Source organism: Dactylosporangium vinaceum, from assembly GCF_019904175.1.
In the GTDB taxonomy this organism is placed as follows: Bacteria; Actinomycetota; Actinomycetes; order Mycobacteriales; family Micromonosporaceae; genus Dactylosporangium; species Dactylosporangium vinaceum.
This window is the reverse complement of record NZ_CP061913.1, coordinates 7,124,656-7,137,244: the sequence shown is the minus strand read 5'-3', so window position 1 is coordinate 7,137,244 and position 12,589 is coordinate 7,124,656. Positions and strand designations below refer to the sequence as shown.

Below are 12,589 nucleotides of genomic sequence, written 5' to 3'. Positions count from 1 at the left end.
GACCGCGCCGAGCGGCCACGATGATGGTCGTGACCGATGCCTACGCCATCGAGGCCAGGGGCCTGCGCAAGACCTACGGCACCCACCAGGCCGTCGACGGGCTTGACCTCACCGTTGCCCGGGGCGAGGTGTTCGCCCTGCTCGGGCCGAACGGCGCCGGCAAGACCACGACCGTGGAGATGCTGGAGGGCTTCCGCAAGCGCAGCGGCGGCGAGGTCCGGGTCCTCGGCGTCGACCCGCAGCGCCGCCCGCTGGACTGGCGCTCGCGGATCGGCATCGTGCTGCAGTCCACCGGCGAGTTCGAGGAGCTCTCGGTGCAGGAGGTCGTGCAGCATTTCGCGAAGTACTACCCGAACCCCGACGACCCGGACACGGTCATCGAGCGGGTCGGGCTGCAGGCGAAGCGGGCGGACAAGGCCAAGGTGCTTTCCGGGGGGCAGCGCCGCCGGCTCGACGTGGCGCTGGGCATCATCGGCCGTCCGGAGCTGCTGTTCCTCGACGAGCCGACGACCGGCTTCGATCCGCAGGCCCGCCGCGAGTTCTGGGAGCTGATCCGGGATCTCGCGGCGGGCGGGACGACGATCCTGCTCACCACGCACTACCTGGACGAGGCGGAGACACTCGCGGACCGGGTCGGCGTGATCGCCCGCGGGCGGCTGGTGGCGGTCGCGACGCCGGCGACGCTCGGCGGGCGGGGCAGCGCGGCGGCGAAGGTCCGCTGGAGCGCCCCGGACGGCCCGCAGGAGCACGACACCGACACCCCGGCGAAGTTCGTGGCCGACCTGGTCGTCCGGTTCGGCGGCGAGGTGCCGGAGCTGACGGTCACCCGGCCGTCGCTGGAAGACACGTACCTCTCGATGATCCAGGAGACGGCATGACGCTCACGCTGCGACTCGGGCTGCTGCGCAGCGGCCTGGAACTGCGCCAGTTCTTCCGCGGGCGCGAGTCGGTCATCTTCTCCTTCGCGCTGCCCATCCTGCTGCTCGTCGTGTTCGGCTCGGTCTTCGGCGGCGTCGACGTCGCGCCCGGAGTGACGCTGACGCAGTACTTCGTGGCCGGGATGATCGCCGCCGCGCAGCTCACCAACGGCTTCCAGACCCTCGCGATCCAGATCCCGATGGAGCGCGACAGGGGTGTGCTGAAGCGGCTGTACGGCGCGCCGATGCCGGCCGGCTCGTACTTCATCGGCAAGGTCGCCATGGTGTACCTCATCGGCGTGGGCGGCTGCACCGTCATGCTGGCGATCGCGACCGCGTTCTTCCACGTGACGCTGCCGTCGACACCCCGGCAGTGGTTCACGCTGCTGTGGGTCTCGCTGCTGGGCATCGCCGCCTGCACGCTGTGCGGGATCGCGTTCTCGTCGGTGCCGCGGGAGGCCAAGCGGGCGCCGGCCGTGGTGACCCCGGTGGCGCTGGTGCTGCAGTTCATCTCGGGCGTCTTCTTCGTGTTCACCGACCTGCCGGCGTGGATGCAGCAGGTCGCGGCGGTGTTCCCGCTCAAGTGGATGGCGCAGGGCATGCGGTCGGTGTTCCTGCCGGACGCGTTCGCCGCGAACGAACCCGCCGGGTCGTGGGAGCTGGGCCGGATCGCTGTCGTGCTTGGGGCGTGGGTGATCGGCGGGCTGGCGCTGTGTCTGCTGACGTTCCGCTGGACCGGCCGCGAGGACAGGTGAGCGCGGCGCCGCCGGGCGGCCCTGCGCTGTGACCGGAGCCCGGCGGCACCGGCCGGGCAGTAAAGGCACCACGCGCCAGGCGGACGTCGCGCCCGGCCGGCCGACGCCGGCCGCGGCGTGGGGCGGGCACCGAAGCCCGCCCCACGCGTGACGGTCAGCCCCAGCTGCTGCCGGACCAGCCGTTGCTCGACCAGGTGCGCCCGGACCAGGTGCCGGCCGACCAGGTGCGCCCGGACCAGGTGCGGCCCGACCACGCCGGGTCGGTCCAACCGGCGGTGGCGTTGCCGGACCACGGCGCGGCGGTCCAGGCCGCCGGGGCCCAGGTTTTGGACGCCCAGGAGGTACCGGTCCAGTCGTCACCGGCGATGCGGGTGCCCAGCCACAGGCCGCCACTCCAGGCCGGCGTCGTGCTGTTGGCCCACTGCGCGGAGGCGAAGGTTCCCCAGATGCTGCGCTCGCCGGTCAGCGGCACCCCGTCGAGTTTCATGCTGCTGGTGCCGCGGGAGCCCTGCAGCGGCCCGGTGCCGGTGGACCAGGTGAGGGCCGGGGTGGCGGATGCGGTACCCGTGCGGGCCAATGCTCCGTTGACGTTGAGCTCGCGCAGGCCGAGGGTGGCCGCGGTGCCGGTGCCGAGCGCAGTGCCGCCGTTGACGAGCCAGTCCTTGATCTGGTTCGGGGTGGCGCTCGGCCGGGCCTGCACCAGCAGGGCGGCCGCGGCGCTGACCACGGCGGTCGCCTGGGAGGTGCCGCTGCCCCGGAACAGGGTGGTGCCGACCTGCGCGGACGGGTACAGGTTGTCGATGTTGGAGCCCGGGTCGCGCAGCGACACGATCGATGTGCCGGGCGCGAGCAGGTCGACCTGGCCGGTCTTCGTGGAGGACAGGTTGGTGAACGGGGCCAGGGTGTCGTCGGTGGTGCCGGTGGTGCCGTTGGTGGCGGTGGCACCCACGGCGAGGACCCAGTCGTCGGTGGCGGGGTTCGTCAGCGCGCCGGCGGCGTTGCCGTCGTTGCCGGCCGCGGCGACGACGACGATCCCGGCCTTCCACGCCTTCTCCACCGCGTACTGCAGCGGGTCGGTCGTGGTGACCGGGGTGCCGCCGGAGTCGTAGGAGAGGTTGACGACCCGGATCGGGTTGGCCGGATCGTCGTTGCGGTGCTGCACGACCCAGTCGAGCGCGGCGATCATCTGCGACACGTCGGCGGCGCCGGTGGCGGTGCCGATCTTCACCGAGGTGAGCTTCACGCCCGGAGCGAGTCCGCGGGTGCCGGTCGCAGTGTCGTTGCCGACGATGATGCCGGCCATGTGGGTGCCGTGGCCGTACGTGTCGAGGTAGCGCAGGTTCGAGCTCTGCGATTCGAACGACAGGTCCGGGCCGTTGACGATCTGCCCGGCCGGCAGCCCCGCGACGGCCGCGACGCCGGTGTCGATGAGCGCGACGCCGACGCCTTTGCCGGTAAGCGTCGCCGCCGTGCCGGTGTCCGCACCGATGATCGCCCGCACCTGGGCCAGGGTCGCCGCCGGCGGGGCGGTCTCCGCCGCGGTCACCGCACCGGCCGGGCTGCCGAGCATCAGCCCGGCCGCCGGGGCCAGCACGGCACTGACTATGGCCGTCTGTACTCGTTTGCCGTTCACCAGAGGTTGCTCCGTCCTTGGAAAATCAGGTCCGGGACCAACCATGGCGGGCGGCCGCGCCGGCGTCATCGGTGGCCGGGCAGAACTGTCCGGCCACCCGACACGATGTGCCCGGTCGATGTCGGCCGTCCGGTCGGCCGGTGACGGGTCCGCAACCGGGCTGCGACCGGCGCTGCTCTCGACCGAAACCGACGCGCCGGAAACGACGCAGCGGTACCTTTCCGATAGGCGACAACGTTTGCCGTACTACAAGGATGGTGCAGGGCAATGGCCACGGTGACATCGGCGGGACTCGGGGTACGCGGCAAGGTCATGGTGATCGTGGCGGTTGGGGCCGCCGTCGCCATTGTGGTGGGTGTTGTCGGTCTGCTGGGGCTGGCCGGGGCCAGCGCCGCGGCGAGCCACATCTACACCAGCAACGTGGCGAGCGTGAACGCGGTCGGCGACCTGCGCGCGGCCGTCACGCAGGCGCGCCTGGACCTGACCAACCAGGTGCTCACGCAGGACCCGGCCGCGGTCGCCACCTACGAGCAGGCGTTCACCGCCGACCTCCAGGCGTTCGGCAGCGCGATGACCGCCTACCGCGGATCACAGCCCGCCGGTGATCCGAAGACCATCGACGACCTGCAGACCCGCTGGGATGCCTACCGCACCATCGTCGACACGAAGCTCACCCCGCTGCGCAAGGCCGGCGATCTGACGCAGTGGCAGCAGGTCCGCAACAGCGACGTCGTGCCGCTGATGAAGGCGGTCGGCCAGGACCTCGACACCCTGCACACCGCCGAGACGAACGACGCCGCGAAGTCCGCCGCCGCGGCCACCAGCGGCTACCACACCAGCCGCACCGTCTCGATCGTCGTGATGGTCGTCGGGCTGCTGCTGGCCCTGACGCTCGGCCTGTACGTCGCCCGGGGCGTCGTGGGTGCCCTCGCCCGCATCGAGCGCGTCTGCCAGGCTCTCGCCGACGGCGACCTGACCCAGACCTCCGGCCTCACCTCCTCCGACGAACCGGGCCGCATGGGCCGCGCCCTGGACACTGCGATCGACAAGATGCGCCGGACGATGGCGACGATCAGCGAGGCCGCCTCCTCACTGGCGGGCGCCTCACAGCAGATGTCCGCGGTGTCGCTGCAGATCGCGTCGTCCGCCGAAGAGGCATCGGCTCAGGCTCAGGCCGTGTCCTCGGCCGCCGAGGAGGTGTCCCGCAGCGTCGACACCGTCTCGGCCGGCGCCGAGGAGATGGGCGCCTCGATCCGGGAGATCTCCCACAACGCCGCCGAGGCCGCCCAGGTCGCCGTCGAGGCCGTCAACACCGCCGCCCAGACGACCGCGACCATGCAGCAGCTCGGTGAGTCGTCCGCGCAGATCGGCAACGTGGTAGCGGTCATCAGCTCGATCGCGGCGCAGACCAACCTCCTCGCGCTCAACGCCACCATTGAGGCGGCCCGCGCCGGCGAGACCGGCAAGGGCTTCGCGGTGGTCGCCAACGAGGTCAAGGATCTGGCCCAGGAGACCGCCAAGGCCACCGAGGACATCGCCCGCCGCGTCGAGGCGATCCAGGCCGACACCGGCGGCGCGGTCACCGCGATCGAGGAGGTCACCAACGTCATCAGCCGGATCAGCGACTACCAGACCACCATCGCCTCCGCCGTCGAACAGCAGACCGCCACCACGGCCGAGATGAGCCGCAGCGTCACCGAGGCCGCCGCCGGCACCGGTCAGATCGCCGCCAACATCACCGGCGTCGCCGAGGCCGCCACCAGCACCAGCCACAGCGTCACCGAGTCCCAGCAGTCCGCCGCCGACCTCGCCCGCATGTCGACCGAGCTGTCCACACTCGTCGGCAACTTCCGCTACTGACCGCCTCAGCAGCAGGTCGACGCGGCCTGCCCGGCGGCCGTCGCCGGCGCACCGGCGGGCACGTGGGCGTCGACGGTGGCGTCGGTGCAGCAGGTGCCGGCGACTGGCTTGTCCCGCACGTCGGAGTCGCCCTTGACGACGTACACCTCCCACGGTTCGTCGCCGGGGCCGTGGACCCAGACCTTGTCCTGCAACGCGTAGCAGCACTCGGTGTCGCCCTCGGTCAGCGTGATCAGCCCGGCGTCGGTGAGGCGACCGGTGGCGGCGTCGACCGCCGCGGACGTCTCGACCTCGACCCCGAGGTGATCCATCACCGTCGGGCGGCCCGGCTCGCCTTCGAGCAGTACCAGCTTCAGTGGCGGCTCGGCGACGGCGAAGTTCGCATACCCGGGCCGGCGCTTGGCCGGCTCGACGCCGAACAGCTTCGAGTAGAACGCCACCGAAGCCTCCAGATCGGAGACCCGCAACGCGAGCTGGACACGGGACATCACACACCCCCACACGGTTGGTTCGACGGTTCTCCAGACAGCTTGCGCACTGATTCGAGATTCGTCAACCTAGACATGTGTCGAAGCAGCAGCCGTCGCCGGCCCGCGTCCCGGCGCATCAACCGCGGTTGGTGCCGACCGGGGGCCGGGCGGGGCCGCGAACGGGGACCCGCCCGGCGAGCAGCCCCGCGGGCGGGATCGAGTACACCGGCACCGGCGCGACGCCGTACGTCGCGAAGACCGCGTTCGCCGCCAGCGCCGCCGAGGTGGCGGCCCGCTCCATCAGGGCGGTCGGCAGCGGCATGCGCACCCAGTCGCCGGCCAGATAGAGCCCGGGCATGGGCGTGACGGGGCCGGGCCGGGTGGCGTCGCTGCCCACGTCGAACGCGGGCGCGTCGTGGGACACCCGCTCATCGATGTCGAGCACTGTCAGGTCGCGCGCCTCCGGCCACAGGGCGCCGAGCTCGTCGAGCATCCGGCGGCCCAGGACGTCGGCGGGGACGTCGGCGTCGGCCGCGTACGCGTGCAGCTCGAGAATGGCACCGCCACTGCGCCGCGCCCACTGCCCGCCCGGGCGGGTCAGGCGGTGGTAGAGCGTCACCGAGTCGAGCGTCGCCTCGCGGGAGACGCCGGTGAAGACCGAGCGGTTGGCGGCGACGTCACGATCCGTCCAGATGCGGCTGACCGCGTACGGCGCCGTCGTGCGGATCGCTGCCAGCTGCTCGGCCAGGGGCGCGGCCAGCCCGTCCGACGCGGCCGCGATGCGCCGGGCCGAGGCCGGGTCGGCGGCCAGGACCACGTGGTCGGCGCGCAGCTGCTCGCCGCCGGTGAGGGTGACTGTCCAGCCCGGTGCGATGCGGTCGACCGCCGCGCCGGTGCGGATCTCGGCGCCCAGGGCGCGCAGCTGGGCGGCCAGCGGCGACCAGATCGCGGTCTCGTAGTCATGGTCCGGGGCGTCCATGTCGAGGCCCTCGGGATTGCGCAGGAAGTAGAAGTGGAACTGCATCAGCATCTCGGCCGCCGACATGTCGCGCTCATGGTTGAAGAACGAGTGCGCGAAGACGTCGAACAGCATGGCGCGGGCCCGGTCGGGCAGCCCGAGTGAGTCGAGCAGCTCGCTCGCCGGCATGGTGTCGTACTCGCGGTAGGTCTCCTTGCGCGAGTAGCTCAGCAGCGGCAGTGCGGCGTTGCGGTCCATGCTGCGCAGATCCCGCAGGCGCAGGCTCGGTGAGCGCAGCAGCAGGGCCAGCAGATTGATCGGCGGTGTGCCGGGCAGGCCGGTGAAGTTCTCCTCCGGCCAGCGGCGCGACACGATCGGGTAACGGCCGACCGGGCGCAGGAACGACAGGCGATTGTCGATGCGCCGCAAGATGTTGCGCCAGTTGTAGTATTGCCGGAAGAAGCCGTGGAACCCGTGGTCCACGAGGTGCGTGGTGCCGTCCGCGATCTGCCGCGGCCAGGAGTTGAGCCGGCCGCCGAGCTGCGCCTGGCGCTCCAGCAGCGTCACGGCCACACCGCGCTCGGCCAGCAGCAGTGCCGCGCTCACGCCCGCGATGCCACCGCCGATCACGATCGCGCGGACGCCGTCGGGCGCCCGGCGCGGCAGGTCGGGGCGGCTGCGGACGAAGCGGTGGGGGTGGTTGGCGAAGAGCGAGGGCACGGTCCTCGTTCTACCTGATCGCCGGTGGTCACCGCGAAATTCGACGCAGCCGGCCCGGGCGGCGAGCGCCGCCGAGCCGAATCGCCATCGCATCCCGCGGGGAGGGCGTACCGTCAAAACGACGCAGCAATCGACGCAAACTCCGCAAGGGGGATATGTCATGCTTCTGACCCAGGATGCGGTGCGGGTTTCGGTGCCCGCCATGTCCGCGTACGAGCACCTGGTCCACTTCGAGGAGTACCCGCGGTTCATGTCCGGGGTCCTCGCCTGCACCCCGGCCGACGACACAAGCGCCCACCTCACCCTCGACGTGGGCGGCTGCCGCGTCGACCTCGACGCCGTGCTGGCCGAGGCCCGCCCGGGCGCCTTCGTGCGCTGGGAGAGCGCGGCGATGATCGAGTCGTTCTGGCTGGAGGAGACGCCCGACGGCTGCACGGATGTCGCCGCCACCGTCGAGTTCGACGACCCGCGTGTGCACCTGTACAGCGAGGTCCCCGAGCACGTCCTGCGCAACCGGCTCCGCATGGACCTCAAGGGCTTCAAGCGCCTGTGCGAGGAGTCGGCCGCGGTCCGCTGACGGCGCCCGCGGTATGGGCACCGGGAGGTGCCTTCTCGACCCGGGGCCGATTGCGTACCACGATCGAGGCATGCGAGCCGTCGTCCAACACCGGTTCGGTGCCCCCGAGGTCCTCGAGCTCACCGAGGTCGACCCGCCCCGGCCGCTCCCGACCGAGGTACTCGTCGAAGTGCACGCGGTCGGTCTGAACCCGGTCGAGGCGGTGGTGCGGGCCGGACACTTCCCGCTGCTCGGCCCGCCGCCGTTCATCCTCGGCTGGGACATCTCCGGCGTGGTCGTCGAGGTCGTGCCCGGCGTGCACCGGTTCAGGGTCGGCGACGAGGTCTACGGGATGCCGTTCTTCCCGCGGGCCGGCAACGCCTACGCCGAGTACGTGGCCGCCCCGTCCCGGCAGCTGGCCCGCAAGCCGCGGTCGATCGATCACGTCCACGCGGCCGGGGTGCCGCTGGCCGGCCTCACCGCCTGGCAGGGCCTCGTCGACGTGGCCGGCGTCGGGGAGGGCCACCGCGTGCTGATCCACGGCGCCGGCGGGGGAGTGGGCCACCTCGCGGTCGGGATCGCGAAGTCGCTCGGCGCCCACGTCATCGCGACCGCCGGCCCGGGCAAGCACGACTTCGTCCGCGGCCTCGGCGCCGACGAGGTCATCGACCACTACGCGGTCGACTTCACCACCGCCGCCGGCGACGTCGACGTGGTCATCGACCCGATCGGCGGCGACGTCGGCGACCGCTCACTCGACGTGCTGCGCCCGGGCGGGCTGCTGCTGAGCCTTGTCGGGCGCGGCGACCGCCGCATGACCGACCTCGCGGCCGCCCGCGGCCTGCGCTTCGAGGGCATCTCCGTCGAGCCCGACCATCACGGCCTCGAGCGGCTCGCGGCACTCATCGACCGGGGCGCCGTCCGCCCGCACGTCAGCCGGGCCTTCCCGCTGGCCGAGGCCCACCGGGCCCACGAGCTGCTCGACGGCACCACCCAGGGCAAGATCGTCCTGACCGCGCGCTGACCCCATGGGACGCCCGGCCGCTCGGCAGCCGGCGCGCCCGGTCGCGGCAAGACGTTGGTGAGTCCATGCAACCTCGGGCGGTGGGCCGAGCGATAAGGGGTAGCGATCGCCGCCGTTACCCCTTCTGAGGAGCTGTATGGACCGGACCAAAAGGGACGAGTACGTGGAATACGTACGTGCTCGCATGCCTCGGTTACACCGCACGGCGTGGCTCATCTGCGGAGATCCGCACCTGGCCGACGACGCCGTGCAGGCCACCCTCGCGGTGCTCTACAGCAAGTGGCGGCACGCCAGCACCGTCGAGAACCTGGACGGGTACGTCCACCGGATCCTGACCAGGCGCATCGTCGACGAGCGTCGATCGCGCTGGTCCCGGGTCCTGCTGCGGGCCTCGCCGCCGGACCGGGCCACCGCGCCGAGCGAACCGGGCGAGTACGACCACGTCCTGGCCGCGCTGCGGGCACTGCCCAAAGGCCAGCGCGCCGCCCTGGTGCTGCGGTACTTCGCCGATCTGAGCATCCAGGACACGGCCGGCGCACTCGGCTGCTCCGAGGGCAACGTCAAGAGCCAGTGCTCCCGCGGCCTGTCCGCACTCCGCGACGCGCTCCGCGCGTCCGGCCCCGAACCGGGTTCCGATCGTCCGAGAACAACCACGATGAGGCTGATCGCATGAAGGATGCACCGGACCTGCTCCACGAGGACGACGTCCGCGCGCTGCTGCACGGTGTGCCGGCGCCGCAGGCCGGCGTCGACCTGGAGGCGGCGATGCGCGCCGGCCGGCGAATGTCGCTGCGGCGCGGTGCCGCGGGCGTGGCGGGCGGCACCGCCGCGGTGGTGCTCGCCGCGGCGCTGGCCGTCGTCGTCTCGAGGGCCGACGCCGCCCAGAAGCCGGCGACCGCGCCGGCCGCGGTGCCGTCGCGCAGTGCCGCCTCGACCCCGGCGTCGAGTCCAGCGGTGTCGAGCGTGACCGACATCAAACTGCGCTGCCCGATGACACCGCTGAACAAGCCGGCCGGGGCGGGCGGTCTGCAGGTGGACGCGGTCGACCCGTCCGGTCGCTACGTCAGTGGCCACGCGGTCGACGACCGGGCGAACTTCACGAGCGTCCTGTGGGTGGACGGCGCGCCGCAGTACCTCCGCTTCGCGGCGAGCGTCCAGATCAAGTCGATCAACTCGCACGGCGTGGCGGCGGGCGAGGGAGGCGACGCCGATCCGAACTCGGCCGAATGGTACTTCCGATACGCCGGCGGCGAGGTGACCCGCCTGCAGGTTCCGGCGGGATGGCGTCAGTTCGGCAACGTCACGATCAACGAGCACGGCGACATCGCCGACACCATCAAGCCGGAGGACGACCGGCCGGAAGGTGCCGTCAAGGGCGTCGTCTGGAAGGCCGGGAGCACGACACCGATCCTCGTGCCCCTGCCGTCGCGCGGCACCGTCATCGCGATCACCGCCGACACCCGGCTCCTGGGCTACATCGGCGACGGCGCCATGCAGGACGTCTACCTCTGGGACCTCGCCGGTACCGCGACGAAGCTCCCCCACCCCGCCGGTTCCGCGGTCGCGCCCGCGGCGGCGGCCGGGAGCTACGCCTCGGGCTGGATACCCGGGCTCATTCCCCGCTGGGACATCACGACCAACCAGCTGACCACGATCCCGGCCGTGCCGGACGGCGACAACCGGATGCTGGGGATGCACGTCAGCGCCACCGGCTGGATCACCGACGGCGTCCAGGTCGCCTATCGCCCGGACGGCACCGCGGTGCGCCTGAGTGCGCCCGGCACCAGCGAGGTCGGCTCGGCCGGCGTGACCGACAACGGCGACGTGTTCGGCACGTACTACGACCGCAGCCGAAAGCACGAGTCGTACACGGCAGCCGTCTGGCACTGCGGGTCCGCCGCATAGCGCCCGGCCGCGGCGAGGGCCGGCGCCGCCACCGCGGACGGGCTCACCGTGCGCCGGCCCCGGCCGCGGCGCCGGAGTCCTGCGGGCCGGCCGCCCAGCTGGCCAGCAGCGGCAGCACCCGCGCCGTCGCCGAGTCCGGCTCGACGGTGTAGACGACCAGCCGCTGCTCGGGGTCGTGCGGGAGGACGACCGACTCGATGCCGAACTGCAGCGGCCCCGCCGCCGGGTGGTCGATGTGCTTGGTCACCGAGGTGCGGAACGTGACCCGCTGGTCATCCCACCACTGGGCCACGTCCGCGTCCTCGCGCCGCAGCTGCTCCACCAGGTCGGCCAGGCGCCGGTCGTCCGGATGGCGGCCCAGCTCGTAGCGCAGCGCGCCGACCGCGGCGGCGGCGAACTCCGGCCAGTTCACGATCCGGTTCCGCGCCGCCGGGTCCAGGAACAGCCAGCGGGCGAACGACGACCCCGGCTCCATGGCGGTCCCCAGGACCGTGCTGAGCAGCCCGTTGCGGGCCAGCACCTGTGAGCGCCGGCCCAGCAGCAGCACCGGGACGTGCCCCAGCGCCGTCATCAGGCGCAGCATCCCCGGGTCGGGCCGCTGCGCCGCCTCCGGGCCGCTCCACCGCCGCCGCGCGGCCGGGGCGGCCAGGTCGCGCAGGTGGGCCCGTTCGACGTCGTCCAGCTGCAGCGCCCGCGCCAGCGCCCGCACCACCTCGTCGGTGACGGTGTGCTGGCGGCCCTGCTCCAGCCGGCTGTAGTGGTCGGGGCTCAGCCCGGCGAGCACCGCCAGCTCCTCCTTGCGCAGGCCCGGCACCCGCCGCGGCCCGGGAAACGGCGCGATGCCGGCCTGGGCCGGCGTCAGGCGGTCGCGCCGCGAGCGCAGGAACGCCCCGAGGGCGGCACGATCGGCAGGCACGGACCCAGTCTACGAGCGATCGCGGCGCCGGCCTGGTCATGTCGTGACCAGGCTGCACGCGACCTGGCGCGGCCCGCCGGGCTGCGGTCAAGTGGTGGCCATGACCATCACCGAGCACGCCGGCCCGACGGCCCGCACCGCCCTGATCACCGGCTCCACCAGCGGCATCGGCGCCGCCACGGCCCGGGCCCTGGCCGCGCACGGCTGGCGGGTCGTCGTGACCGGCCGCGACCGGGCCCGCGGCGAGGCCGTCGTCGCCGGGATTGCGGACGCCGGCGGGCCGGCCGTCTTCGTCCCCTCCGACCTGGCCGCGCCGCCCGCGGCGCTGCGGGACTTCGCCGCTGCGGCCGTCGACGCCGCCGGCGGACGGCTGGACGCGGTGGTGCACAACGCCGCGCTCTGCCCGGCCGTCGACACCGTGGGCCTGCGCGACGCCGACCTCGAGGCCGCGCTGGCGGTGAACGTCCGCGCCCCGCACGTGCTGACCGCGGCGCTCGCACCGCCGATGGCCGAGCGCGGCTCCGGCGCCATCGTCGTCATCGGCTCGTGGATGGCCCACGTCGGGCACGCGTTCGTCGGGCTCTACTCGGCGACGAAGGCGGCCGAGATCCAGCTCGCCCGCAGCTGGGCCGCGGAGTTCGGCCCGCGCGGGGTACGGGTCAACACGGTGTCGCCCGGAGCGACCCGCACGCCCATCAACGCCGCGGACGGCGACGTGATCGCGCGCATGACCGCCAGTACCCCCGCCGGCCGCCCTGGAACGCCGGAGGAGGTCGCCGACGCCGTGGCGTGGCTGCTGTCGGACCGCGCCGGGTACGTCCACGGCGCGGAGCTCGCGATCGACGGCGGGATCACGGCGACCCGCGCCGCCTGAC

12 protein-coding genes are annotated in these 12,589 nt (G+C 72.9%); 8 read left to right on the top strand and 4 right to left on the bottom strand.

What is annotated here, in order from left to right; all coding sequences use genetic code 11:
• Positions 1 to 23: 23 nt before the first annotated feature.
• Together Dvina_RS31815 and Dvina_RS31810 are read left to right on the top strand one after the other, a co-directional pair.
• Entirely contained in the window at positions 24 to 878 is an 855-nt protein-coding gene (locus Dvina_RS31815; protein WP_380029326.1) for an ABC transporter ATP-binding protein, read from the top strand.
• Positions 875 to 1,672, top strand: a complete 798-nt coding sequence (locus tag Dvina_RS31810) for an ABC transporter permease (RefSeq protein ID WP_223092985.1) — start codon at positions 875 to 877, stop codon at positions 1,670 to 1,672. Before Dvina_RS31815 ends, Dvina_RS31810 begins: the two co-directional genes overlap by 4 nt.
• Positions 1,673 to 1,826: 154 nt before the next feature.
• On the opposite strand, the gene Dvina_RS31805 is transcribed toward Dvina_RS31810, so the two are convergent.
• Positions 1,827 to 3,305 carry a S8 family serine peptidase gene (locus tag Dvina_RS31805; RefSeq protein ID WP_223092984.1) on the bottom strand — a complete coding sequence of 493 codons (1,479 nt, stop codon included), beginning with the start codon at positions 3,303 to 3,305 and terminating at the stop codon, positions 1,827 to 1,829.
• 267 nt (positions 3,306 to 3,572) lie between these two features.
• Here Dvina_RS31805 and Dvina_RS31800 point away from each other — a divergent pair, with 267 nt between their 5' ends.
• The gene (locus Dvina_RS31800; RefSeq protein ID WP_223092983.1) at positions 3,573 to 5,165 is read left to right on the top strand and encodes a methyl-accepting chemotaxis protein; all 1,593 of its coding nucleotides are present in this window, start codon (positions 3,573 to 3,575) and stop codon (positions 5,163 to 5,165) included.
• Positions 5,166 to 5,170: 5 nt separating this feature from the next.
• Here Dvina_RS31800 and Dvina_RS31795 read toward each other — a convergent pair whose 3' ends face one another.
• Together Dvina_RS31795 and Dvina_RS31790 are read right to left on the bottom strand one after the other, a co-directional pair.
• Positions 5,171 to 5,653, bottom strand: a complete 483-nt coding sequence (locus tag Dvina_RS31795) for an ArsI/CadI family heavy metal resistance metalloenzyme (RefSeq protein WP_223092982.1) — start codon at positions 5,651 to 5,653, stop codon at positions 5,171 to 5,173.
• 118 nt (positions 5,654 to 5,771) lie between these two features.
• Positions 5,772 to 7,313 (bottom strand): FAD-dependent oxidoreductase, encoded by a 1,542-nt coding sequence (locus Dvina_RS31790; protein ID WP_246655446.1) that lies wholly within the window; start codon positions 7,311 to 7,313, stop codon positions 5,772 to 5,774.
• 160 nt (positions 7,314 to 7,473) lie between these two features.
• Here Dvina_RS31790 and Dvina_RS31785 point away from each other — a divergent pair, with 160 nt between their 5' ends.
• The 4 genes from Dvina_RS31785 (at position 7,474) to Dvina_RS31770 (ending at position 10,798) form a co-directional block, all read left to right on the top strand.
• Entirely contained in the window at positions 7,474 to 7,890 is a 417-nt protein-coding gene (locus Dvina_RS31785) for an SRPBCC family protein (protein WP_223092980.1), read from the top strand.
• 70 nt (positions 7,891 to 7,960) lie between these two features.
• Positions 7,961 to 8,893, top strand: coding sequence for an NADP-dependent oxidoreductase (locus Dvina_RS31780; RefSeq protein ID WP_223092979.1), 933 nt, complete (start codon positions 7,961 to 7,963; stop codon positions 8,891 to 8,893).
• Between the two features lie 184 nt (positions 8,894 to 9,077).
• Positions 9,078 to 9,566: an RNA polymerase sigma factor gene (locus tag Dvina_RS31775; protein ID WP_246655445.1), complete on the top strand. Its 489-nt coding sequence runs from the start codon at positions 9,078 to 9,080 to the stop codon at positions 9,564 to 9,566.
• The gene (locus tag Dvina_RS31770; RefSeq protein WP_223092977.1) at positions 9,563 to 10,798 is read left to right on the top strand and encodes a hypothetical protein; all 1,236 of its coding nucleotides are present in this window, start codon (positions 9,563 to 9,565) and stop codon (positions 10,796 to 10,798) included. Before Dvina_RS31775 ends, Dvina_RS31770 begins: the two co-directional genes overlap by 4 nt.
• 43 nt (positions 10,799 to 10,841) lie before the next feature.
• Here the strand turns inward: Dvina_RS31770 and Dvina_RS31765 are convergent, their stop codons facing one another.
• On the bottom strand, positions 10,842 to 11,714 hold the full coding sequence (locus Dvina_RS31765) for a helix-turn-helix transcriptional regulator (RefSeq protein WP_223092976.1): 873 nt from the start codon (positions 11,712 to 11,714) through the stop codon (positions 10,842 to 10,844).
• A 100-nt stretch (positions 11,715 to 11,814) separates the two neighbouring features.
• Here Dvina_RS31765 and Dvina_RS31760 point away from each other — a divergent pair, with 100 nt between their 5' ends.
• Entirely contained in the window at positions 11,815 to 12,588 is a 774-nt protein-coding gene (locus tag Dvina_RS31760) for an SDR family NAD(P)-dependent oxidoreductase (RefSeq protein WP_223092975.1), read from the top strand.
• Position 12,589 lies beyond the last annotated feature (1 nt).

Coding starts and splice junctions, on each gene's coding strand:
- Dvina_RS31785 (WP_223092980.1), top strand. CDS start 7,474: ATGCTTCTGACCCAGGATGCGGTGCGGGTTTCGGTGCCCGCCATGTCC.
- Dvina_RS31760 (WP_223092975.1), top strand. CDS start 11,815: ATGACCATCACCGAGCACGCCGGCCCGACGGCCCGCACCGCCCTGATC.
- Dvina_RS31780 (WP_223092979.1), top strand. CDS start 7,961: ATGCGAGCCGTCGTCCAACACCGGTTCGGTGCCCCCGAGGTCCTCGAG.
- Dvina_RS31795 (WP_223092982.1), bottom strand. CDS start 5,653: ATGTCCCGTGTCCAGCTCGCGTTGCGGGTCTCCGATCTGGAGGCTTCG.
- Dvina_RS31775 (WP_246655445.1), top strand. CDS start 9,078: ATGCCTCGGTTACACCGCACGGCGTGGCTCATCTGCGGAGATCCGCAC.
- Dvina_RS31810 (WP_223092985.1), top strand. CDS start 875: ATGACGCTCACGCTGCGACTCGGGCTGCTGCGCAGCGGCCTGGAACTG.
- Dvina_RS31770 (WP_223092977.1), top strand. CDS start 9,563: ATGAAGGATGCACCGGACCTGCTCCACGAGGACGACGTCCGCGCGCTG.
- Dvina_RS31815 (WP_380029326.1), top strand. CDS start 24: ATGGTCGTGACCGATGCCTACGCCATCGAGGCCAGGGGCCTGCGCAAG.
- Dvina_RS31800 (WP_223092983.1), top strand. CDS start 3,573: ATGGCCACGGTGACATCGGCGGGACTCGGGGTACGCGGCAAGGTCATG.